This is a genomic window from Taklimakanibacter albus (assembly GCF_016595235.1).
Lineage (GTDB): Bacteria > Pseudomonadota > Alphaproteobacteria > Rhizobiales > Aestuariivirgaceae > Taklimakanibacter > Taklimakanibacter albus.
Map to the genome: position 1 here is coordinate 963,991 of NZ_JAENHL010000006.1, position 20,027 is coordinate 984,017.

At 63.2% G+C, this 20,027-nt stretch carries 21 protein-coding genes and 1 pseudogene; 19 read left to right on the forward strand and 3 right to left on the reverse strand.

All coding sequences use genetic code 11. The features are described from left to right. Window positions 1-15 precede the first annotated feature (15 nt). From JHL16_RS09395 to JHL16_RS09415, 5 genes are read left to right on the forward strand one after another with little or no spacing between them, the layout of a single operon-like run. Window positions 16-801, forward strand: coding sequence for an ATP-binding cassette domain-containing protein (locus tag JHL16_RS09395; protein ID WP_200184574.1), 786 nt, complete (start codon window positions 16-18; stop codon window positions 799-801). Further along, window positions 794-1,498: an ABC transporter ATP-binding protein gene (locus tag JHL16_RS09400; protein ID WP_200184575.1), complete on the forward strand. Its 705-nt coding sequence runs from the start codon at window positions 794-796 to the stop codon at window positions 1,496-1,498. Before JHL16_RS09395 ends, JHL16_RS09400 begins: the two co-directional genes overlap by 8 nt. Then, entirely contained in the window at window positions 1,498-2,388 is an 891-nt protein-coding gene (locus JHL16_RS09405; protein ID WP_200184576.1) for a branched-chain amino acid ABC transporter permease, read from the forward strand. Before JHL16_RS09400 ends, JHL16_RS09405 begins: the two co-directional genes overlap by 1 nt. Then, a complete protein-coding gene (locus JHL16_RS09410; protein WP_200184577.1) occupies window positions 2,369-3,379 on the forward strand; it encodes a branched-chain amino acid ABC transporter permease in 1,011 nt (336 codons plus the stop codon). Before JHL16_RS09405 ends, JHL16_RS09410 begins: the two co-directional genes overlap by 20 nt. Next, window positions 3,376-4,014 carry a cysteine hydrolase family protein gene (locus JHL16_RS09415; protein WP_200184578.1) on the forward strand — a complete coding sequence of 213 codons (639 nt, stop codon included), beginning with the start codon at window positions 3,376-3,378 and terminating at the stop codon, window positions 4,012-4,014. The genes JHL16_RS09410 and JHL16_RS09415 overlap by 4 nt, the downstream gene beginning before the upstream one ends. On the opposite strand, the gene JHL16_RS09420 is transcribed toward JHL16_RS09415, so the two are convergent. Next, window positions 4,008-5,324 carry a type I glutamate--ammonia ligase gene (locus tag JHL16_RS09420; RefSeq protein WP_200184579.1) on the reverse strand — a complete coding sequence of 439 codons (1,317 nt, stop codon included), beginning with the start codon at window positions 5,322-5,324 and terminating at the stop codon, window positions 4,008-4,010. The genes JHL16_RS09415 and JHL16_RS09420 overlap by 7 nt on opposite strands. 21 nt (window positions 5,325-5,345) lie before the next feature. Beyond that, window positions 5,346-6,224: a MurR/RpiR family transcriptional regulator gene (locus tag JHL16_RS09425; RefSeq protein WP_200184580.1), complete on the reverse strand. Its 879-nt coding sequence runs from the start codon at window positions 6,222-6,224 to the stop codon at window positions 5,346-5,348. 173 nt (window positions 6,225-6,397) lie between these two features. Between JHL16_RS09425 and JHL16_RS09430 the strand changes: the two genes are divergently transcribed. Beyond that, a complete protein-coding gene (locus JHL16_RS09430; RefSeq protein ID WP_200184581.1) occupies window positions 6,398-7,540 on the forward strand; it encodes an ABC transporter substrate-binding protein in 1,143 nt (380 codons plus the stop codon). A gap of 141 nt (window positions 7,541-7,681) precedes the next feature. After that, window positions 7,682-8,092 (forward strand): DNA-directed RNA polymerase subunit omega, encoded by a 411-nt coding sequence (gene rpoZ / locus JHL16_RS09435; protein ID WP_137854980.1) that lies wholly within the window; start codon window positions 7,682-7,684, stop codon window positions 8,090-8,092. On the opposite strand, the gene JHL16_RS09440 is transcribed toward rpoZ, so the two are convergent. After that, entirely contained in the window at window positions 8,086-8,961 is an 876-nt protein-coding gene (locus tag JHL16_RS09440) for a 5'-nucleotidase, lipoprotein e(P4) family (RefSeq protein ID WP_200184582.1), read from the reverse strand. The genes rpoZ and JHL16_RS09440 overlap by 7 nt on opposite strands. Before the next feature lie 251 nt (window positions 8,962-9,212). Between JHL16_RS09440 and JHL16_RS09445 the strand changes: the two genes are divergently transcribed. The 12 genes and pseudogenes from JHL16_RS09445 to JHL16_RS09500 form a co-directional block, all read left to right on the forward strand. Beyond that, window positions 9,213-11,375, forward strand: coding sequence for a RelA/SpoT family protein (locus tag JHL16_RS09445; protein ID WP_200184583.1), 2,163 nt, complete (start codon window positions 9,213-9,215; stop codon window positions 11,373-11,375). 9 nt (window positions 11,376-11,384) lie between these two features. Then, window positions 11,385-11,969, forward strand: a complete 585-nt coding sequence (pyrE, locus tag JHL16_RS09450) for an orotate phosphoribosyltransferase (protein ID WP_200184584.1) — start codon at window positions 11,385-11,387, stop codon at window positions 11,967-11,969. Continuing rightward, window positions 11,966-12,382, forward strand: coding sequence for a holo-ACP synthase (acpS, locus tag JHL16_RS09455; protein ID WP_137854976.1), 417 nt, complete (start codon window positions 11,966-11,968; stop codon window positions 12,380-12,382). The genes pyrE and acpS overlap by 4 nt, the downstream gene beginning before the upstream one ends. 100 nt (window positions 12,383-12,482) lie before the next feature. After that, window positions 12,483-13,298, forward strand: a complete 816-nt coding sequence (lepB, locus tag JHL16_RS09460) for a signal peptidase I (RefSeq protein ID WP_200184585.1) — start codon at window positions 12,483-12,485, stop codon at window positions 13,296-13,298. Between the two features lie 4 nt (window positions 13,299-13,302). Beyond that, window positions 13,303-14,013, forward strand: coding sequence for a ribonuclease III (rnc, locus tag JHL16_RS09465; RefSeq protein ID WP_200184586.1), 711 nt, complete (start codon window positions 13,303-13,305; stop codon window positions 14,011-14,013). Next, the gene (gene era, locus JHL16_RS09470; RefSeq protein WP_200184587.1) at window positions 14,010-14,912 is read left to right on the forward strand and encodes a GTPase Era; all 903 of its coding nucleotides are present in this window, start codon (window positions 14,010-14,012) and stop codon (window positions 14,910-14,912) included. The genes rnc and era overlap by 4 nt, the downstream gene beginning before the upstream one ends. 149 nt (window positions 14,913-15,061) lie before the next feature. Further along, window positions 15,062-15,784 carry a DNA repair protein RecO gene (recO, locus tag JHL16_RS09475; protein WP_200184588.1) on the forward strand — a complete coding sequence of 241 codons (723 nt, stop codon included), beginning with the start codon at window positions 15,062-15,064 and terminating at the stop codon, window positions 15,782-15,784. Window positions 15,785-15,856: 72 nt separating this feature from the next. Beyond that, window positions 15,857-16,261 (forward strand): methylmalonyl-CoA epimerase, encoded by a 405-nt coding sequence (gene mce, locus JHL16_RS09480; RefSeq protein WP_200184589.1) that lies wholly within the window; start codon window positions 15,857-15,859, stop codon window positions 16,259-16,261. Continuing rightward, window positions 16,258-16,512, forward strand: coding sequence for a DUF1467 family protein (locus JHL16_RS09485; protein ID WP_200184590.1), 255 nt, complete (start codon window positions 16,258-16,260; stop codon window positions 16,510-16,512). The genes mce and JHL16_RS09485 overlap by 4 nt, the downstream gene beginning before the upstream one ends. Window positions 16,513-16,857: 345 nt before the next feature. Further along, on the forward strand, window positions 16,858-18,183 hold the full coding sequence (gene proS / locus JHL16_RS09490; RefSeq protein ID WP_200184591.1) for a proline--tRNA ligase: 1,326 nt from the start codon (window positions 16,858-16,860) through the stop codon (window positions 18,181-18,183). Then, window positions 18,183-19,493, forward strand: coding sequence for a lipoprotein-releasing ABC transporter permease subunit (locus JHL16_RS09495; RefSeq protein WP_200184592.1), 1,311 nt, complete (start codon window positions 18,183-18,185; stop codon window positions 19,491-19,493). Before proS ends, JHL16_RS09495 begins: the two co-directional genes overlap by 1 nt. Next, window positions 19,490-20,026, forward strand: a pseudogene (locus JHL16_RS09500) (ABC transporter ATP-binding protein); the annotation flags it as partial. The gene JHL16_RS09495 and the pseudogene JHL16_RS09500, both read left to right, overlap by 4 nt. Window position 20,027: the final 1 nt, after the last annotated feature.

Consider the following 20,027-nt stretch of genomic DNA (forward strand, 5'->3'; position numbering starts at 1 on the left):
AGGAATGGACCGGTCGTGGACGCGGTGCTGGAAGCAGGTGGATTGACGCGGCGCTTCGGCGGCCTGGTGGCCGTCGAGAATTACACGTTGCGCCTGGCCGCCGGCGATCTGGTCGGCCTGATCGGACCCAATGGCGCCGGCAAGACGACCGCCTTCAGCCTGCTGACCGGCGTGCTCAAGCCCACGGCGGGGAGCATCACAGTCAAAGGCCGCGATCTGACCGGCCGCAAGCCGCATGTGCTGGCTGAAGCGGGTCTCGCCCGCACCTTCCAGAATATCCGTCTCTTCGCCGATCTGAGTGTGCTTGAAAATGTCATGGCCGGCGGTCATCTGCGCTACGGCGCCTCGCTTCTGGCGACGCTCGGCCTGACACAAGCCTTCTGGACGAGCGAGAGCCGCATCACTGAGGCGGCCCGCGCCATCATCGCGCGCCTCGGCCTTGGCGAGTTCACCGACCGCCGCGCCGGCGATCTCTCTTACGGCGATCAGCGCCGGGTCGAGATCGCCCGCGCGCTCGCCACCGAGCCCGTGGCGCTGCTGCTCGACGAGCCGGCGGCCGGGCTCAACCCGGCGGAAACGAAAACGCTCACCACGCTCGTCCGCAAGATCAATGACGAGCTCGGCATTGCCGTGCTGGTGGTCGAACATGACATGCGCCTCATCATGGATCTGTGCCGGCGCGTCCAGGTGCTCAACCGCGGCCGGCTGGTGGCGGAAGGAACGCCGGAGAAGGTGCAGGCCGACCCCGCCGTGATCGAAGCCTATCTCGGCACCCGGCGGCAGAGGGCCGGCCATGCTTGAGGTCGAAGGGCTCAATGTCTGGCGCGGCGCCACCCATGTGCTGAAGGATGTCTCCTTCACGGTCGCGGCGGGCGAGCTCGCGGCCCTCATCGGCGCCAATGGCGCCGGCAAGTCGACGACCTTGCTCACCCTTTCAGGACTGCTGCGCGCCCGCTCCGGCAGTGCACGTTTCGGGACGCTCGATCTCACGCACGCCAAGCCCGAGCGGATCGTCAAAGCGGGGCTCATCCATTGTCCGGAAGGCCGGCAGATCTTCCAGTCGCTGACCGTCGCCGAGAATCTGGCGATGGGCGCTTATGTCCGTGGCGGCCGCATCGCGCCCGAGACGATGGCCGAGATCCACACGCTGTTCCCGATCCTGAAGGAGCGCGAGGGCGTTGCCGCCGGCACGCTGTCGGGCGGGGAGCAGATGATGCTGGCCATGGCGCGGGCGCTGATCGCCTCGCCCAAGCTGCTGCTGCTCGACGAACCTTCGCTGGGCCTCGCGCCCAAGGCCGTCGAAACCATCTTCGACGTCATCGAGGCCTTGAAGAAACGCGGCATCCCGATCCTGCTCATCGAGCAGAATGCCGCGATGGCGCTCGACATCGCCGACCGTGCCTATGTGATGGAGCAGGGGCGTATTGCGCTTTCCGGCACCGGCCGTGAGCTTGCCGGCAATGACCGCGTGCGCCAGTTCTATCTGGGAGCGACGTGATGACCCAGTATCTGTTCCAGCAACTCGTCAACGGCCTGGCGCTCGGCAGCCTTTATGCCCTGGTGGCGATCGGCTTCTCGATGATCTACGGCATCGTGCGGCTCATCAATTTCGCCCATGGAGATCTGGTGATGATCGGCGCCTTTACGAGCCTCGCCATGGTGGTGGGCGGCGTGCCCTGGCCGCTGATCCTTCTGTTCGTCCTGGTCGTCGGCGCGATGGCGGGCGTCACCATCGGGGCGGTGATCTTCCGGCCGCTGCTCGGCGCGCCGCAGGTGACGGGATTCATCGCGACGCTCGCCGTCTCGATCGTCATCCAGAACAGCGCCTTGATGATCCTCACCGGACAGCCCCGCAATTTCCTGTTTCCCGCGGTGATGCGCGAGCGCGTGACCTTCGGCACGGTCCAGGCCTCGGTGACCGATCTCCTGATCATCGGCCTGACGCTCGTGCTGATCGCCGGCCTGTTCTTCGTCGTCTACCGCACCAGGCTCGGTGTCGCGATGCGCGCGACGGCCGAGAATCTCACCGCGGCGCGCTTGATGGGCGTCGCCGTCCACCGCACCATTCTCGCCGCCTTCGCCATCGGCAGCGCGCTCGCCGCCACTGCAGGCCTGTTGTGGGGCGGCAAGTTCGGCCAGATCGATCCGCTGCTCGGCTTCGTGCCGGGACTCAAGGCGTTCGTCGCCTGCGTCATCGGCGGCGTCGGCTCGATCGGCGGCGCCATGCTGGGCGGCTATATCTTAGGCCTTGCCGAAGTGCTGTTCGTCGGCCTCCTGCCGCAGGAGTTCTCGGGCTATCGCGACAGCTTCGTCTTCGGGCTTTTGATCGTCATCCTTCTGCTCAAACCGTCAGGGCTGTTCGTGCGCCATGTCGAAGAACGCGCTTGAGGCCCTGATCGCGCCGCTGGCGGTCGTCCTCGCGGCGGCCGCGCTGCTGTGGCTCGTGCTGCTGGGCGCCAGTGATTATCTGGTGACGCTGATCGCCATCGTGCTCCTCAATGCGGCGCTGGCCGTGTCGCTCACCCTCACCAACGGCTTCACCGGGCTCTTTTCGCTCGGCCACCCGGCCTTCATGACCATCGGCGCCTATGTCGCGGCGATCCTCACTTTTTCGGCGCGCCGCAAGCCCTCGATGCTGCCCGATCTGCCGGCCTTCATCGCCGGGCTCGAACTGCCGCTGCTGCCGGCGGTGGCGGCGGCCGGGATCGTCGGCGCTCTCGTCGCCATCGTGGTCGGCTTTCCGGTCCTGCGGTTGCGCGGCCATTATCTGGCGGTGGCGACCTTGGGGCTCATCGTCATCGTGCAGAATCTGGCGCTCAACTGGGACGGGATCACACGCGGCGGGGCGGGGCTCGCCGGCATCCCCAGGCTCGCTTCGGTCTGGTGGGCCTTCGGGCTTCTGGTGCTGGTCGTGGCCGTCGCCTGGCGGATCAAATTCTCCTCGCTCGGGCGCGCCATGCTCGCGACGCGCGAGAATGAGCTCGCCGCCGAATGCACCGGCATCGATACGGTGAAGATGCGCCTCACCGCCTTCGTGATCGGCGCCTGCTTCGCCGCCATGGCGGGAGCACTCTTCGCCCATCTCATCTCCGTGGTGACGCCGAAATCCTATTCGGTGCTGCTCGCCTTCAATCTCGTCGTGATGGTGGTGATCGGCGGTGCCGGGAGCATCATGGGCGCCGTGGTCGCGGCCGCCGCCATCACCGGTCTGTCGGAGATGTTGCGCCCGGCCGAGGAGTCGCTCGGGCTCTATGGTTTCAGTCAGGTGGTGGTGGCCTTGAGCCTCATTCTCGTGCTTTTCTTCAGGCCGCAGGGCCTGTTCGGCAATCGCGAGCCGGATTTCGTCCGGCGTCTGTTCAGCGGGAGACTTTTCAAATGACCGGTCCGCGCGCGCGCGACATCTATGCCAGCCGTATATTGCCTCTGCATCGTGAGCGCCTGGCGCTGCTCGTCATCGACGCGCAGAACTGGGTGATGGATGAGGCGAAGCGCCAGAAGCGGCCCGAGTTCTATGCCGACGCCAAGGGTTTCGTGATCCCCAACATGGCCCGGCTCATCGAGGTGTCGCGTTCCCATGGCGTCGAGGTCATCTATACGGTGATGGAGAACCTGACCGCCGACGGCCGCGACCGTGGCCTCGATTACAAGCTGTCGAATTTCTTCATCGCCAAGGGCTCGTGGGACGCCAGGGTGATCGATCAGCTGAAACCCGGGCCCGACGAGATCGTCATCCCGAAAACCTCGTCGAGCCTCTTCAACTCGACCAATTTCGAATATCTCCTGCGCAATATCGGTATCGACACGATCGCCGTCACCGGCTTCCTCACCGATCAATGCGTTGACCATACGATCCGCGACGGCGCCGATCGCGGTTTTCATATGATCTCGATCGCCGACGCCTGCGCCACCGACACAAGGGCGCGTCACCAGGCGGCGCTCAATGCCTTCAAGGGCTATTGCCGCAACGAGACGACGGCCTCGCTGATCAGCGCCATGGATAAGGCGTTTCAGTAGGCGCGGCGGTATTTCTCGCACTGCTCGGTGGAGGAGAGCTTCGCCATCATTTCGACCTCGAAACGTTTGGCCGCCAGATAGGCCGACTTGAGATCGGGTCCGATGATCTCGCCAAGATCGGTTTCGGCCTCGAAGAGGTCGAGTGCCGCGCCGAGCGATTGCGGCAGACGGACGATATCGAGCGCCTGCAACTGGGCATCACTCAGATTCTGCGGCGCGCCTTCGCAGACCTTCGGCATAGCGAGCTTCTTATCCAGGCCGTAAAGGCCGGCGGCGAGGATGATGCCGAGCAGCAGATAGGGGCTGGCGGCGGCATCCGCCGCGCGGAACTCGAAGTGAAACTGCTTGGCGATTTGCGCCGGATCGGTGGTGAAGACCGGGCAGATGCGCACGCCCGCCTCGCGGTCGCGGAAGCCGAGATTATTATAGGCGGCGCTCCAGCGATTTGGGGTGAGGCGCAAATAGGAGATCGAGGCGGCCGCTGTCATCGCGGTGATCGCCGGCAATTTGGCGAGCATGCCGGCGACGAAGCTGCCGGCGGTCGGCGCAATGCCCTGCGGGTGCTGCGGATCGTGATTGACCGAGGCGCCGGTCCTGGCGTCGATCAGGCTGAAATGCACATGCACGCCATTGCCGACCGCATCGGGCCTGAGGATGGGCGTGAAGCTGACCCGGCTGCCCATCCGGCCGGCGACGGCGCGGGCGATTTCGCGCACCGCCACGGCCTGGTCCGCCGCGGTGACGCCGATGGCGGGGCCGACCGTCACTTCATATTGCATCGGTCCGTATTCCGGCATGAAGGTATCGAGCTCGAGGCCGGCCGCCTTCAGGGCACCGAGATAGGTCTCGGCGAAGAGATTCTGGCGCCGGAAGGCATCGAGCGCGTAGCTCGCATTGGGCCGTTCCTCGACCGCCTCATAGACGAATTCATGCTCGAAGGCGGCTTTCACCTTGAGGCCATGGCGCGCCTCGAGGGCGGCGAGCACGCGTTTGAGGAAGCCGCGCGGACACACGACCCAGGGCGTGCCGTCCAGGTGGCAGAGATCGCCCATGATGAAATGCTCGGCCGCCTGGTCGGGACCGAAATCGACGCGCAGGCGGGTGGCGGGATCGGGCTTGATCACCAGGTCGCCGAACGGGCCCCAGGGGCTGGGCGCGATCGGGCCATGGGCGGAGATCAGGATGTTGGTCGGCGTCCAGCCGATGCCTTTGACGAGGCGGGCTTCCAGGTCGGAGGCCGGAAAGCCCTTGCCCCGGACCTGGCCGGCGATGTCGCTGGTGCACAGCATGACGACTTCTTCACGCATCATTTCATCCGTCCCCTCAATTTTCTATTTCGGTGGTGCGAAGGGCTGGCGCAGCTCTTCCAGCAGTTCGACCCTGGCCTTGCCGGCTTCACCCATGTGATCGGCGACGGCGCCGATCAAGGCATCGGTGAGGATCATGCCGGGACCCAGCACATCGAAGATCGACGGCGCTACCACCGGGAAGCCCAGGACATAAGTGGCGACACGCGCCGCCGGCGACTGCCAGATATCGGTCATCAGCACCACGGTGGCGCCACGCTTGGCGGCCGAGCGGGTGAATTCGATCACATCCTGCTGGTAGCGGCGGACATCGAAAGCGACGAGCACGCTGCTCTTGCCCATATCGAGGAGATGCTGCGGCCAGCGCTGCGTCTGGCCGCTGACCATGTAGATGCGCCCGCGAATGGCCGAGAGGAGGTCGGCGAAATAGGCGCCGAGATGGGAGGAGTAGCGCCCGCCCAGCACGTGGATGTCGCGCTTGGGGTCGCCCAGCAGCGCCACCACCTTGTCGAACTCGCTCGCCGGCACATGCTCGTGCATCGCCTGGAGATGCGCCGTCATCGCGTCCAGGAAGCGGTTGAGGAAAGCGCTCTTGGGCGCCGCAACCTTGTCCTGGTCCTGGCGCTGTCCGAAGCGGACGAGGGGGGATTGCAGCGTCTCTTCCAGATGCTGGCGCAACGCCGCCTGGAAGTCGGAATAGACCGGGAAACCCAGCCGCTTGACGAGCCTCAGCACGGTCGCGGTGCTCACCCCGCTGCTTTCGGCGAATTCGGCGACCGTCTTCAGGCCGGCCATGGGGTAATTGGCCATGAGGTGGCGCGCGACTCGGGCCTCGCGGCCACTCAGTTGCGGCAGCTCATGGCGCAGTCTTTCCAGGACGGGCATCTGTTCCGGTTGGGTCATGGCCAGCCTCCGATATGTATTAAATCAAACAATTCAAGCCCTGGTAAGAAAAATGTACGGTTCTGTTGACGATCATCGGGATCAGAGTCATTCTCGGTAAATACAAAGTGCGAGCGTTTCCGCCGCCAAAGCCTGCAGACTCTGGCGGGGAATGTTCGACCAGGGAGGAAACGATGAAAAGAATAATCGCCATCTGCGTCGCCTCGGCCCTGATGATGGGCAGCGCCCTGGCTCAGGACGCGATCAAGATCGGCGCGCTCTACAATCTCACCGGCGGCATGTCCTCGCTCGACGGGCCCTCGCTCAAGGGCGCCCAGCTCGCCGTGAAGCAGATCAATGCCGGGGGCGGGCTTCTCGGCAAGCAGATCGAGCTGATCGCGCCCGACGGCAAGACCGACCAGCAGGAGACCGCCAAGGCGGCCCAGCGTGTCCTGTCGGAAGGCGTCATCGCCGGCATTGGGCAATCGGATACCACCTTCGTCATGGCCGGCGCCCCCTTGTTCCAGGAGAAGGGCATTCCCTTCGTCACCTCGGGCGCCACCCATCCGGAGCTGCCGCAATGGGTCGGCAACTTCATGTTCATGACACCCTTCGGCGACGACGACCAGTCTTTCGCCATCGCCGACTACACCTTCGACAAGCTGAAAGTGAAGCGCGTCGCGGTGTGGACCGACAATTCCATGGACTTTACCAAGGCCTTGAGCAAGTTCTTCATCCAGCGCTTCAAGGAGCGTGGCGGCGAGATCGTGGGCGAGGACGCCTTCATGATGGGCGATACGAATTTCTCGGCCCAGATCGCGAGGTTAGCCGCACTTGATCCGAAACCGGATGCGGTCTTCATCTCGGCCATTCCCTCCGAAGCGGGCCTGTCGGTGAAGCAGATCCGCGAGCAGGGCATCAAGATCCCGATCGTCTCGGGCGACGGCTTCGACACCGAGCTGGTGGCGAGTGTGCCGGGTCCTGAGCTGGCCAATGACGTCTATTTCTCCACCCACACCTATCGCGGCGACGACCGGCCGGAAGTGACCAAGTTCATCGCCGACTACAAGGCCGAATATGGCATCGATCCGGAGAACGCCTTCGCGCCGCTGGGCTATGACGCGCTCATGCTCGTCGCCGATGCGGTCAAGCGGGCCAATTCGGCGGAACCCGCCAAGATCCGCGATGCCCTGGCCGAAACAAAGGGCTTCAAGGCGGTAACCGGCGAGATCAGCTACACGCGGCCCTCGATGGTGCCGCCCAAGCCGGTGGCCATCGTGTCGGTCAAAGGCGGAAAATATGCCGTAGAGGAAATCTGGAAGCCAAAAGCTCAATAAGGTTGCGAGGCGCGGATCCGGGGCTCGAACCGTCCCCGCAAGAGAGCCCCGACCCGGGAAACCGGGCCGGGGCTTGCTTTTGCGACAAGTTGCGCCTAAAAGCCCGCAATCCCGACCCATATTAAGGATTGTACGAGCCACATGGCGCGCGTCACTGTAGAAGATTGCATCGACAAGCTCCCCAACCGGTTTGAGCTGGTCCTCCTGTCCGCCCACCGTGCGCGGATGATTTCGCAAGGTGCTCCGTTGTCGGTCGACCGCGACAACGACAAGAATCCGGTCGTCGCTCTGCGCGAGATCGCCGACGAAATGGTCAACACCGACGACCTGCGCGAAGAGTATATCCACGCCATGCAGAAGCATGTCGAAGTCGACGAGCCGGAGCAGAGCGAAGTGCCGCTCATCCAGCAGTCGGGCGACATGTCGGTCATCAACGACCAGCCCGAGCCCGACCAGGCCGACCTGGAGCGCATGACCGAGGAAGAGCTGCTGCGTGGCCTCGAAGGCCTGCCGCCGGCCGAAAGCCCGGGCAGCCAGCGCAACGGCTACTGATCAGGACCGCTCCACGCCTTCAACGCATCGAGCTTCTTCTGGCGCTGCTCTTCGGGCGGCGTCTTGAAGTCGTGCGCGTAGGGTGCCGATTCCCATGAGCCATAGGTCGGGTTGGGAATGGCGATCCAATCCTTGCCCCAATGCTGGGCATTATCGGCGAAGGCCTTCTGGCGCTCCTCGATCGAGCCCTTATACGCATCGGTGAAGTCGCCGAAATTGTCGCCGACCAGAAGCAGGATGCGATAATCCTTGGCGATGAAGGCGCGCCTGGTGCTCTTGGCCGAGCCCCAGTCCGGCATTTCCTTGGCGGTGAGCAGCGTGTCGACATTGTCGCCCATCGGGAAACCGAGCGCCTTCAGCCTTTCGGCGGTGGCCGGCTCCTCTTCCTTGGTGCGGTTGGTGACATAGAACACCTTGGCGCCTTTCGACGCCGCATATTGGGTGAAGTCGACGGCGCCGGGAATGGCGGTGTCGATCTTGGCGTTCACATAGGACGTCCAGGTCTTCGGATTGAAGGACGTGCCCGACTTCACATTCCAGGCCTGGTATTGCGAGGTGTTGAGCACGGTGTCGTCGACATCGAGCACCACCGCCGGCGGCTTGCTGGCGAAATCACCGGTCTGCACCGAAGGATCGGCCGTGGCGCCTTTGTTGGCGAGCGCTTCGTCGAAGCGCAGTTTCGCCAGCACATAGGCCTGGGTCATCACCGCCTGGGCCTCGACCGCCGACTGATCCCACAGGACCGCATTGAGATTGTCATTGGCGGCCGGGCCTGAGCTCTCCTCAGGGACCACGACGTCCGAGGCCAGTACGGCGCCGGCGCCGAGCCCCAGGGCGACAAGAGCGAGAGACGGGAACGCGTATTTCATCGGATCCTCCTCAGCCAGAGATGCGCATGTGAACTGTATCGCGCATCCCGGCGAAGTGGAATCACTTCGCCGAAAAGGATTCGCGCCAAATTTATATGTTGGAGCAAATCCTTATCGCCAAAGTCTTCAACTTTGGCGGGATTTGCTCGCTGGCATGCCGCGGACAATTGGCGAAGGCCTCGCTTTAAGCTTTTTTTCCGCTACTATTGCCGTGGGTTAGCTATTTTGAAGAGATTGGTCAGTCAGGCGCGATGATGCGGCAGTTTGAGTTGGTTGAGCGGGTCATGTCCTACGACAAGGGCGCTGACGAGGACCTGCTCAACCGTGCTTATGTTTATGCGATGAAGGCCCATGGCGGCCAGAAGCGGGCCTCGGGCGAGGCCTATTTCAACCATCCGCTCGAGGTCGCGGCGATTCTCGCCGAAATGAAGCTCGACGGCGCCACTATAGCTGCCGCTCTCCTTCACGATGTGGTTGAAGACACCGAGGCAACCCAGGCGCAGATCGAGGAGAAATTCGGCCACGAGATCGCCTCGCTCGTCGACGGCCTGACCAAGATCAAACGCCTCGATCTGGTCACCAAGGAAGCCACCCAGGCCGAGAATCTGCGCAAGCTGCTGCTCGCCATGGCCAAGGACGTGCGCGTCCTCCTGGTGAAGCTCGCCGACCGCCTGCACAATATGCGCACCTTGGGGCACATGGCGGCCGACAAGAAGATCCGCATCGCCCAGGAGACCATGGACATCTATGCGCCGCTCGCCGGGCGCATGGGCATGCAGAATGTCCGCGAGGAACTCGAGGACATCGCCTTCCGGGTGCTCAATCCGGATGCCTTCGCTACGGTGAAAAAACGCCTTGACCGCCTGCATGAGGAAAGCGGCAGCCTGCTGGTCGAGATCGAGAAGGAGCTGAAGGCTGAGCTCGCCGCCAATGGCATCGAGGCCAAGGTGACGGGGCGCGAGAAGCGGCCCTATTCGATCTGGCGCAAGATGGAGAGGAAGAGCCTGTCGCTGGGCCAGCTCTCCGACATTTTCGGCTTCCGCGTCATCGTGGCGGGCGTCGATGAATGCTACCGGGCGCTGGGCGTCGCGCACCGCACCTGGCGCGCCGTGCCCGGGCGCTTCAAGGACTATATCTCGACGCCCAAGCAGAACGACTATCAGTCGCTCCACACCACCGTCATCGGTCCGCATCACCGCCGCGTCGAGATGCAGATCCGCACCCGCGAGATGAACGAGATCGCCGAACGCGGCGTCGCGGCACATGCCCTCTACAAGGACGTGCGGCGGGTCGAGGATGCAGTCAACGGCGTGCGCGTTCCATCAGCCGAATCCAACGCCTATCGCTGGCTGAGACATCTGGTCGAGATGCTGTCGGAAGGCGAAAGCCCGCGCGAATTCCTCGAGCATACGCGCCTCGAGCTGTTCCAGGACCAGGTCTTCTGTTTCACGCCCAAGGGCCAGCTCATCGCGCTGCCGCGGGGCGCCACCCCCATCGACTTCGCCTATGCGGTCCATACGAGCGTCGGCGACAGCTGTGTCGGCTGCCGCATCAACGGCCGCCATGCGCCGCTCGTCACCCAGCTCGACAATGGCGACGAGGTCGAGATCATCCGCTCCGAGGCGCAGGTGCCGCCGGCCGCCTGGGAGGGCCTCGCCGTCACCGGCAAGGCGCGCGCCGCCATCCGCCGCGCCACCCGGCTCGCGACACGGCGGCAATATGCCGGCCTCGGCCAGGAAATCGTCGAGCGCCTCCTCGACAAAGTGGGCAAGCCCTATGTGAAGCAGGACGTCGCCGCCGCCATCGCCCGCACCGGCCACAAGAACCTGGAAGACGCGCTCTCCGCGGTCGGCCGCGGCGAGCTCGCCGCCGCCGATATCCTGAAGGCCATGGGGCTGGTGGTCGAGGCGCCGACGCCGCAGCGCAAGAAGCCGGCGACGCGCCATGGCGAGGCGGAATCGGGCATTCCGATCCGCGGCGCCGGGCGCGACCAGGCCCTGAAATTCTCGCTCGCCACCGGCGCCGTCCCGGGCGAGCGTATCGTCGGCATCCGCATGCCGGGCGAGGGGATCGTCATCCATCCGATCTTCGCCCGGGCCCTCGAATCCTATGACAGCGAGCCCAGCCGCTGGATCGATCTCACCTGGGACACGACCACGGACGGCCAGCGTTTCCCGGCCCGCATCCTGGTGAAGGTCCATAATGAGGTGGGCGCGCTCGCCCAGGTGACGCAGGTCATCGGCGATTCGGGCGCCAATATCGACGAATTGCAGATGGTGACCCAGGTCGGGGCGCGTGATTTCTTTGATCTCGACATCCTGATCGAAGTACATGACCTGAAACATCTCAACCAAATCATGCGCGACCTCTCGCTCAAACCCCTGGTGAGCTCGGTCGACCGCGCCGAAGGATAGGAAGGATCGATGACCAAAGACGAGGTTCTGGCGGAGTTCAAGGCGGCGGGCGCATTGCTCGAGGGCCATTTCATCCTGTCTTCCGGCCTGCGCAGCCCGAATTATCTGCAATGCGCGCGGGTGCTGATGGACCCCAGGCGCGCCGAGCGGCTCTGCGCGGTGCTCGCCCGCCAGGTAAAGGCGCGTATCGGCGACAAGATCGACCTCGTCGCGTCGCCCGCCATGGGCGGCGTCATCGTCGGCTACGAAATGGCGCGCCAGCTCGGCGTCGAGTCGGTCTTCTTCGAACGCGTCGACGGCAAGCTTGTGCTCAGGCGCGGTTTCACCATCCCCAAGGGCGCCCGCGTGGTGATGGTCGAGGACATCGTGACCACCGGGCTTTCGTCGCGCGAATGCATCGCCGGAATCAATGAGGAGGGCGGCGTCACGGTGGGGGCCGCCTGTCTCATCGACCGCTCCAACGGCAAGGCCGATCTGGGCGTGCCGCTCGAGGCGCTGACGCGGCTTGACATCCCGACCTATCCGGCCGACGGGCTGCCGCCCGAGCTCGCCGCCATTCCGGCGATCAAGCCGGGGAGCCGGGGCCTCAAATGATCATCGGCCTCGGCAACGACCTGATCGACATCCGGCGCATCGAGAAGACGCTCGCGCGTTACGGCGAGCGGTTCACCAACCGGGTCTTCACCGAGATCGAGCGCCGGAAGTCCGACCGGCGGGCCGAGCGCGCCGCCTCCTATGCCAAGCGTTATGCCGCTAAGGAGGCCTGCTCCAAGGCGCTCGGCACCGGTTTCAATCAAGGGGTGTTCTGGCGCGATCTGGGGGTGGTGAACGAGCCCTCCGGCAAGCCCACCATGGTGCTGACCGGGGGCGCCGGCAAGCGCCTCGCCGATTTGACGCCGAAAGGTCATCGGCCCTATATCCATCTCACTATTACGGACGAATTTCCCTACGCTCAGGCATTCGTGATCATCGAGGCGCTTCCCTTGACGGAAAATGCCGGAATGTAATCTTTCCTACCGTTGAAACGGTCATATATGCGTACTATAGGGCTGAATCGGGCTCGTCCGAACTGGCATGGATACTGTGAAACATACGAAAGATCATAATATGGCGGCAGCGGCGCACGAGCCCCGCAAGAAGTCGGATGACGGTTTCTGGGATACGATCAAGGTCATCATCCAGGCCCTGCTGATCGCTTTCGCCGTCCGCATGTTCCTGTATCAGCCGTTCAACATCCCGTCCGCTTCCATGTATCCGACGCTGAAGGTCGGCGATTATCTGTTCGTCTCCAAATTGTCCTATGGCTACAGCAAGTATTCCTTCAATTTCGGCTTGAATCTGTTCGGCACCGAGCTGTTCAAATTCGGCCCGATTCCGGTCGAGGGCCGCTTCGTGTTTCCCGCCGAGCCCAAGCGCGGCGACGTCGCGGTGTTCAAGCTGCCGCGCGACAACGAGACGGACTACATCAAGCGGGTGATCGGCCTGCCGGGCGATCGCGTTCAGGTGCGCGAGGGCGTCGTCTATATCAACGACCAGCAGGTGCCGCGCCAGCGCATCGCCGACTTCGTCGACCAGAGCGGCGAGGGCGGCGGCTCGCCGGTGCCGCAATATGTCGAGACGCTGCCCAATGGGGTCAGCTACAACGTGCTCGACCGCACCCCCAATGGCGCCGCCGACAACACCGAAGTCTATACGGTGCCCGCCAATCACTATTTCATGATGGGCGACAACCGCGACAACTCACTCGACAGCCGCTATGCCCAGAACGCGGCGGGTGGTGGCGTGGGATATGTGCCATACGAGAATTTCGTCGGCCGCGCCGACATCATCTTCTTCTCGATCGAGCCCGATGCCGCCTTCTGGCAGGTGTGGAAATGGCCGACATCGATACGTTGGCTGCGTTTCTTCAATCTTGTGAATTGAGGCCGTGACCAACAGCGACCGGACGCGTTTTACCGATCAGGAATTCCAGGCGATAGCGGCGCTTCTCGGCTACACGTTCCGCAACCGCGATCTCCTCAAGGCGGCGCTCACCCATGGCAGCGGGCGCAAAGGCAAGACCAACACGACCTATCAGCGCCTCGAATTTTTGGGCGACCGCGTGCTGGGCCTGGTCATCGCCGAAGAGCTCTATGTGCGCAATCCGCGCAAGGCGGAAGGGGCGCTCGCCCAGAATTTCAGCGTCCTGGTGCGTGCCGAGGCCTGCGCCGACGCTGCCCGCGATCTCGGCATCTCCGAGCATATCCGCGTCGGCCAGAAGGAGAAGGCGCAGGGCATGGCGACCCAGACGGTGATCCTCGGCGATGTGATGGAATCGATCCTCGGCGCCATGTATCTCGATGGTGGGCTCGAGCCGGCGCGCGCCTTGATCATGCGCCTGTGGGACGAGCGGCTGTCGAGCCGCAGCAAACTCGTCAAGGACGCCAAGAGCTTCCTGCAGGAATGGGCCCTGGCGCAGGGCAAGGCCATTCCGGCCTATCGCATCGTGTCGCGCGACGGACCCGATCATTCGCCCAATTTCACCATTGCCGTAACCGTGGAAGGTTTCCTCGAGGAGATTGCCAGCGCGCCGTCGAAGCGCAATGGCGAGCAGCTCGCCGCCGAAGCCTTCCTGCGCCGGGAAAAGATCAGAAAGTGACAGAGACAGTAACCGAAACACGCTGCGGCTTCTGCGCCATCATCGGCGCTCCCAATGCCGGCAAGTCGACGCTGGTGAATGCGCTCGCCGGCGTCAAGATATCGATCGTGTCGCACAAGGTGCAGACGACGCGCTCACGGCTGCGCGCCATCGTCATCGCCGGCCAGAGCCAGATCATCTTCGTCGACACGCCCGGCATCTTCAAGCCGAAGCGCACGCTCGATGAGGCGATGGTCGAAGGCGCCTGGGCGGGGGCGAGCGAGGCCGACGCGATCGTCCTCCTCACCGATGTCCGCAAGGGCCTCAATGACGAGGTGCTGGCGATCATCGATGGGCTCAAGAAGAACGGCAGGCAGGCCTTCCTGGCGCTCAACAAGATCGACCTGGTCAAGGCCGAGACGCTGCTCGATCTGGCGCAGAAATTCAACGAGGCCTTCGCTTTCCGCGAGACCTTCATGATCAGCGCGCTCAACAAGAGCGGTATCGGCAAGCTGAAAGATCGGATCGCCGGGCTGATGCCGCAAGGTCCCTGGCTCTATGCCGAGGATCAGATCGCCGACGTACCGCTGCGCTTCCTCGCCGCCGAGACGACGCGCGAGAAGCTCTATGAGCGCCTGCATGAGGAATTGCCTTATGCCTCGACCGTCGAGACGGAGACCTGGGAGGAGCGCAAGGACGGCTCGGTGCGCATCGACCAGGTGATCTATGTCGAGCGCGACAGCCAGAAGAAGATCGTGCTCGGCAAGAACGGCCAGACCATCAAGGCGCTGGGGCAGGCGGCCCGCCTCGAGCTCGAAAAGGCGTTCGAGCGGCGCGTGCACCTGTTCCTGTTCGTCAAGGTGCGCGAGAACTGGGCCAAGGATCCCGAACGCCTGCGCATGATGGGATTGCTGGATTGACGTTATGATCGGCACTCTCCCAGTATCCTCACGCTGAGGTGCTTCGCCGAAGGCGAAGCCTCGAAGCGTCCATCAGGATAGAGCGAGGATGCTGCAACAGACCCTTCGAGGCTCGCTTCGCTCGCACCTCAGGGTGAGGGTAGCTACGCATGGAATGGAAAGACGAAGGCATAATCCTCGCGGTGAAGCGCCATGGTGAATCGAGCGCCATCTGCGAGGTTCTGACCGCGACGCGCGGGCGCGCACTGGGCCTGGTGCGCGGTGGCCGCTCGCGCCAGATGCGTCCCGTTCTGCAGCCCGGCAATATCGTATCGGCGACCTGGCGCGCCAGGCTCGAGGAACATCTCGGCAATTTCACGCTCGAGCCGCTGGAGCTGAAAGCCGGCATGCTGATGGGCGAGGCGATGCGGCTCGCCGCTCTGACGACGCTTACCGCCGAAGCGCAATTGCTGCCCGAACGCGAGCCGCATCCGCGTATCTATGACGCGACCCGTGTCGTGCTCGACGCGCTGGAGGACGAGGGCACCTGGCCGGCGCTCCTGGTGCGCTGGGAAATGGGGCTGCTCGACGAATTGGGCTTCGGCCTCGATCTCGCCCGCTGCGCCGCGACGGGCGCCAGCGACAATCTCGTTTATGTCTCGCCCAAGACGGGGCGAGCCGTGAGCCATGAAGCGGGATTTGCCTATCACGACCGGATGCTGGCCTTGCCGGGCTTCCTGAAGGGAAGCACGGCCGGGGCACCGGGCCTCGCCGATGTGCTCGCCGGCTTCAAGCTGACCGGTTATTTCCTCGACCGGCATGTCTTCGGGCCCCGCGGCATCACCGCCCCCGAATCCCGCCACTGGATCGTGACGCATCTCACCAAGCCGTGATCAGGCGCAAAGGCCGCATTGATCACTTGGGAGCGCCTCCATAGATTGCGCCCGAATTTGAAGGGAACTTCCATGCTCGGCCGCCTGAACCATGTCGCCATTGCCGTGCCCGATCTCGATCAGGGGATCCGGACCTATCGTGACGTCCTGGGGGCGAAAGTGTCGGCCAAGCAGGCTGAGCCCAATCATGGCGTGACGGTCGTGTTCGTCGAGTTGCCCAACACCAAGATCGAGCTGCTCGAGCCGCTTGGCGAAGCTTCGCCGATCAAGGGGTTCCTCGAGAAGAACCCGTCAGGCGGCATCCACCATGTCTGCTACGAGGTGGAGGACATCATCCAGGCACGCGACCGCTTGAAGGCGCAGGGCGCGCGCATATTGGGTGACGGCGAGCCCAAGATCGGCGCCCATGGCAAGCCGGTCCTGTTTCTGCACCCCAAGGATTTCACCGGCACCTTGCTGGAGCTCGAACAGGCATGAAGTTCGGCACCGCGGTTGCGATCTATTTCGTCGTCTGGTGGATTGTTCTGTTCGCCATTCTGCCCTGGGGCGTGAAGAACGCCCATGAAGCGGGCGAGACGACGCTCGAAGGTAATGAGCCGGGCGCGCCGGTGCGCCATCAGATGGGCAAGAAGGCGCTCATCACCACGGTCGTGTCGGCGATCGTCTTCGGCCTCATCTATGCCGCGCTCTATTATGGCTGGCCGTGGGTGACGGGGCGGGTGCCATAAAAAAAGCAAGGCTTTCGCCTTGCTTTCTGTTGAGTGGTATTGTCTTCAACTGCGCTCCAGGACTTCGCCCTGTGGCGGCTGCTGCCTCATGTGGCGCGCCGGAAGAACTCCTCCCCAGACTTGGGCTTGTGACCCTCATCCTTGTCTTTATTGGGAGGCGACGCTACCACATTTCATCGTCCTGTCACGTGAAATGTGACGGAACGGTGGCAAAAATTTCGAGCATGTGCTGCCGATCATTTCATCAGGGTCGATTTTTGATCTTCCGGTACAAAACGCGACAGGCTTGAGTTCAGACAGGATTCGCGTCTAAACACGCGCAATCTCCCTCCCACAGGATTCTCCATGCGTATTTCCCAATATTTCATGCCCATTCTTCGCGACGATCCGAAGGAAGCCGAAATCGCTTCCCATCGGCTCATGCTGCGCGCCGGCATGATCCGGCAGGAGGCGGCCGGCAGCTACTCCTGGTTGCCGACGGGTTTCCGGGTTCTCAAGAAGATTGAGCAGATCGTGCGCGAGGAGCAGGACCGGGCCGGCGCCATCGAGGTGCTGATGCCGACCATCCAGTCCTCCGATCTGTGGAAGAAGTCCGGGCGCTACAATGCCTATGGGCCGGAAATGCTGCGCATCAAGGACCGCCATGACCGCGACATGCTCTTTGGGCCCACCAATGAGGAAATGATCACCGATATCTTCCGTTCGGGCGTCCAGAGCTACAAGGACCTGCCGCGCAACCTCTATCACATCCAGTGGAAATTCCGTGACGAGGTGCGTCCGCGCTTCGGCGTCATGCGTGGCCGCGAATTCCTGATGAAGGATGCCTATTCCTTCGACCTGACCCGCGAGGCCGGCCAGCATTCCTATAACAAGATGTTCGTCGCCTATTTGCGCACCTTCGCCCGCATGGGCCTCAAGGCGGTGCCGATGCGCGCCGAGACCGGCCCGATCGGCGGCAAGGACAGCCATGAATTCTTGATTCTCGCCGATACTGGCGAAAGCGAAGTCTTCTTCGACCGCGATTTCTACGACATGGACTGGACCAATTTCGACATCGACTATGATGATGTCGGCAAGGTCGCCAAGCTGGTCGAGGACTTCACCGCCAAATATGCGGCGACCGACGAAAAGCACGACCAGGCCGAATTCGAGGGCCGGGTGCCGGAAGCCAGGAGGCTTACCGGACGGGGAATCGAAGTCGGCCATATTTTCTTCTTCGGTACCAAATATTCTGATCCCCTCGGATGTCTGGTCCAGGGGCCGGACGGAAAGCAGGTGGCCGTGCAGTCGGGATCTTACGGAATTGGCGTGTCGCGTCTCGTCGGCGGCATCATCGAGGCGAGTCATGACGAAAACGGCATCATCTGGCCGGAGCCGGTGGCGCCGTTCAAGGTCGGCCTCATCAATCTCAAGGCCGGCGACGCGGAAACCGACCAAGCCTGCGAGAAGATTTATCAGGGCCTCACCGCCAAGGGTGTCGAGGTGCTCTATGACGATACCGACGAGCGCCCGGGTGGCAAGTTCAAGGTCATGGACCTGATCGGCCTGCCTTGGCAGGTCATCATCGGGCCGCGCGGCCTGAAGGACGGCATCGCCGAGGTCAAGAACCGCAAGACGGGCGAGCGCAGCAACGTGCCGCTCGCCGACATCGTCGGCAAGTTCTCCGCCTGATGTCGAGCGCGCTGCCGGACACCAAGCCCTTCGCGCTCTTCGAGCGGATGCTGGCCTTGCGTTATCTGATGGCGCGCCGGCGCGAGGGCTTTGTCTCGGTCATCTCGCTGATCTCGTTTCTCGGCATCATGCTGGGCGTCGCCACGCTCATCGTGGTGATGGCGGTGCTCAACGGCTTCCGTGCCGAGCTCCTCGACAAGATCCTGGGCTATAGCGGCCATGCCAGCTTCTATTCGAGCGATGGCGCGCCGATTCCCGATTACGACAATATCACGTCGCGCATTGCGAACGTGCCGGGCGTCAAGCTTGCGATGCCTTTCGTCGAGGGCCAGGTCATGGCCTCGTCGCGACGCAACAATACAGGCGCTCTGGTGCGCGGCGTCCATGAAGCCGACCTCAAGCGCTTGCCCAGCATCAACAACCAGGATCTCTCGACCGCGCTGAAGGAGCCCGGCACGCCGGATCCGGTGATGTCACTCGACGGCTTCGACAAATCGGGCGGCGTCGCGATTGGCGAGGGCATGGCGTACAAGCATGGCCTCGGCCTCGGCAGCACGCTGACGATCATCTCGCCGAACGGGCCGGAGACCATCATGGGCTCGGCGCCGCGCATCCGCGACTTCACCGTCGTCGCCATCTTCAAGATCGGCATGTCGCTCTATGATGACAGCGTCATCTACATGCCGCTCGCCGAAGCGCAGGAATATTTTGTTGTCGACAATGCCGCGTCGGCGATCGAAGTGACCGTTGATAATCCCGAAGAGATCGAGGAGATGAAACCGGCGCTGCTCGATGCGGCAGGGCCGGGGCTCGACATCCAGACCTGGCAGCAGCGCAACACGGCATATTTCAGCACACTGGCTGTTGAGCGCAATGTGATGTTCCTGGTGCTGACGATGATCATTCTCGTCGCCGCTCTCAACATCATTTCCGGCCTTTACATGCTGGTGAAGGACAAGACTCACGACATTGCCATCTTGCGCACCATGGGCGCCTCGGCTGCCAGCGTGCAGCGGGTATTCTTCATGACCGGGGCGGCGATCGGAGTCACAGGGACGCTCGCCGGGTTCCTCGTGGGACTGCTCATCTGCCTTAATGTCGAGAGCATACGGCAGTTCATCTCGTGGCTTTCAGGGACGGATGTGTTCAACTCCGAGCTTTATTATCTCTCGCAGCTGCCAGCCGACATGGACCTGAAGCAGACGATCGGCATCGTACTGATGTCGCTGACCCTGTCCTTCGCGGCAACGCTTTATCCTTCCTGGCGCGCCGCGCGCCTCGATCCGGTCGAGGCCCTGCGTTACGAATGAGCGACCTGAAGCCCGCCCTCGAACTGCGCCATGTGGCCCGCTCCTTCTCGGAAGGCGAGCGCCGGCTCGACATCTTCCTCGATGCCAGCATCGACGTGCATGCGGGGGAGATCGTGGCGCTGGTCGGCCAGTCTGGCTCCGGCAAGTCGTCGCTTCTCCACATTGCCGGCCTCCTCGAGGCGCCGACGACGGGCGAGGTCTATGTCGCCGGCCAGAACTGCACCAAGCTCGACGACAATGCGCGCACCCGCATCCGCCGCATCGGCATCGGCTTCGTCTATCAGTTCCATCATCTGCTGCCGGAATTTTCGGCGCTCGAAAATGTGATGATGCCGCAATTGATCGCCGGTACCGGCAAGGCTGCCGCGGAGATACGCGCCAAAGATCTATTGGTGCGCTTCGGTCTCGGCGCGCGTCTCGATCATCGCCCTGCGCAATTGTCGGGTGGTGAGCAGCAACGCGTCGCCATTTCGCGGGCGCTGGCCAACCGGCCGCAATTGCTCCTCGCCGACGAACCGACCGGCAATCTCGATC

What these genes read in the sequence shown, in the direction of transcription:
- JHL16_RS09400 (WP_200184575.1), top strand. Translation starts at nt 794, where the DNA reads ATGCTTGAGGTCGAAGGGCTCAATGTCTGGCGCGGCGCCACCCATGTG.
- JHL16_RS09405 (WP_200184576.1), top strand. Translation starts at nt 1,498, where the DNA reads ATGACCCAGTATCTGTTCCAGCAACTCGTCAACGGCCTGGCGCTCGGC.
- JHL16_RS09410 (WP_200184577.1), top strand. Translation starts at nt 2,369, where the DNA reads ATGTCGAAGAACGCGCTTGAGGCCCTGATCGCGCCGCTGGCGGTCGTC.
- JHL16_RS09415 (WP_200184578.1), top strand. Translation starts at nt 3,376, where the DNA reads ATGACCGGTCCGCGCGCGCGCGACATCTATGCCAGCCGTATATTGCCT.
- JHL16_RS09420 (WP_200184579.1), bottom strand. Translation starts at nt 5,324, where the DNA reads ATGATGCGTGAAGAAGTCGTCATGCTGTGCACCAGCGACATCGCCGGC.
- JHL16_RS09425 (WP_200184580.1), bottom strand. Translation starts at nt 6,224, where the DNA reads ATGACCCAACCGGAACAGATGCCCGTCCTGGAAAGACTGCGCCATGAG.
- JHL16_RS09430 (WP_200184581.1), top strand. Translation starts at nt 6,398, where the DNA reads ATGAAAAGAATAATCGCCATCTGCGTCGCCTCGGCCCTGATGATGGGC.
- rpoZ (WP_137854980.1), top strand. Translation starts at nt 7,682, where the DNA reads ATGGCGCGCGTCACTGTAGAAGATTGCATCGACAAGCTCCCCAACCGG.
- JHL16_RS09440 (WP_200184582.1), bottom strand. Translation starts at nt 8,961, where the DNA reads ATGAAATACGCGTTCCCGTCTCTCGCTCTTGTCGCCCTGGGGCTCGGC.
- JHL16_RS09445 (WP_200184583.1), top strand. Translation starts at nt 9,213, where the DNA reads ATGATGCGGCAGTTTGAGTTGGTTGAGCGGGTCATGTCCTACGACAAG.
- pyrE (WP_200184584.1), top strand. Translation starts at nt 11,385, where the DNA reads ATGACCAAAGACGAGGTTCTGGCGGAGTTCAAGGCGGCGGGCGCATTG.
- acpS (WP_137854976.1), top strand. Translation starts at nt 11,966, where the DNA reads ATGATCATCGGCCTCGGCAACGACCTGATCGACATCCGGCGCATCGAG.
- lepB (WP_200184585.1), top strand. Translation starts at nt 12,483, where the DNA reads ATGGCGGCAGCGGCGCACGAGCCCCGCAAGAAGTCGGATGACGGTTTC.
- recO (WP_200184588.1), top strand. Translation starts at nt 15,062, where the DNA reads ATGGAATGGAAAGACGAAGGCATAATCCTCGCGGTGAAGCGCCATGGT.
- mce (WP_200184589.1), top strand. Translation starts at nt 15,857, where the DNA reads ATGCTCGGCCGCCTGAACCATGTCGCCATTGCCGTGCCCGATCTCGAT.
- JHL16_RS09485 (WP_200184590.1), top strand. Translation starts at nt 16,258, where the DNA reads ATGAAGTTCGGCACCGCGGTTGCGATCTATTTCGTCGTCTGGTGGATT.
- proS (WP_200184591.1), top strand. Translation starts at nt 16,858, where the DNA reads ATGCGTATTTCCCAATATTTCATGCCCATTCTTCGCGACGATCCGAAG.
- JHL16_RS09495 (WP_200184592.1), top strand. Translation starts at nt 18,183, where the DNA reads ATGTCGAGCGCGCTGCCGGACACCAAGCCCTTCGCGCTCTTCGAGCGG.